This window comes from Promicromonospora kroppenstedtii DSM 19349 (assembly GCF_000515355.1).
GTDB classification, from domain to species: domain Bacteria; phylum Actinomycetota; class Actinomycetes; order Actinomycetales; family Cellulomonadaceae; genus Promicromonospora; species Promicromonospora kroppenstedtii.
Map to the genome: position 1 here is coordinate 158991 of NZ_KI911744.1, position 833 is coordinate 159823.

Consider the following 833-nt stretch of genomic DNA (forward strand, 5'->3'; position numbering starts at 1 on the left):
CGGTGGGCAGGGCGTCGCCGCGCGCGGCGACGTAGGTGCCGTTGGCCGAACCGAGGTCGACGACGCTCCAGCCGGCCTCGGTCCAGGCGATCTCGCAGTGCCGGCGCGAGACGCCGGTGTCCTCGCACACGATGTCGGGCACCACGCCCCGGCTGCGCGACGCCCGGCCCACCACGACGCGGTCGCCGGTCAGCGGCACCACGGCGTCGAACGACGACGTCGGGGTCAGCCGGTCCTCCGGCGACTGCTCGGCCGACCACTCGTGGTCGGAGCTGACCTCGACGGCCCAGGCCGTGGGCTCGCTCTCGGCCGCCAGCGGCCGCACGGCGGGCAGGGTCACGCGCGGCAGCGTGATGGAGTCGTCCGGCCGGGGCGCGGACCCGATGCGGACCGCCAGGAGCGGCACGTGCTCCTGGACCACGTTCGGGTGCGCGGCCAGCATCCGCGCCAGGGCCAGCGAGCCGTCCAGCGGCAGCCCGGCGCTGGGTCGCACCAGCACGTCGCCGCGCTTCTCCGTGAGGTGCCGGAGCACCAGCGACCGGAACGTGGGCGCGTGCAGCAGCAGCTTCCCGGTGGTGACGGCGACCGGCACGACGCCGGGGTGGCTCAGCACCGCGCACAGCCCGTCGGCCAGCGACCGGGCCGCCTCGTCGAGGATCTCGCGGCAGGCGGTGTCGCCGTAGTCCGCGGCGGTGATGACCTGCGGCGCGAACCCGGCGAACTGCGAGACGTCGGTGACCGACGTCCAGCGCTCCCGCCGGCCGAAGTGCGCCTCGGCGGCCCGGACCAGGCCCGGCGACGCGCCCATGCGGCGGCCGTCCATCGCCCGGGCC

Annotated in this window: 1 protein-coding gene; it reads right to left on the reverse strand. The window is 76.7% G+C overall.

Going from position 1 to position 833, the window contains the following annotated elements:
* A partial coding sequence (locus tag PROKR_RS37615; RefSeq protein WP_169736559.1) for an FHA domain-containing protein occupies positions 1–833 on the reverse strand: 833 nt, incomplete at both ends.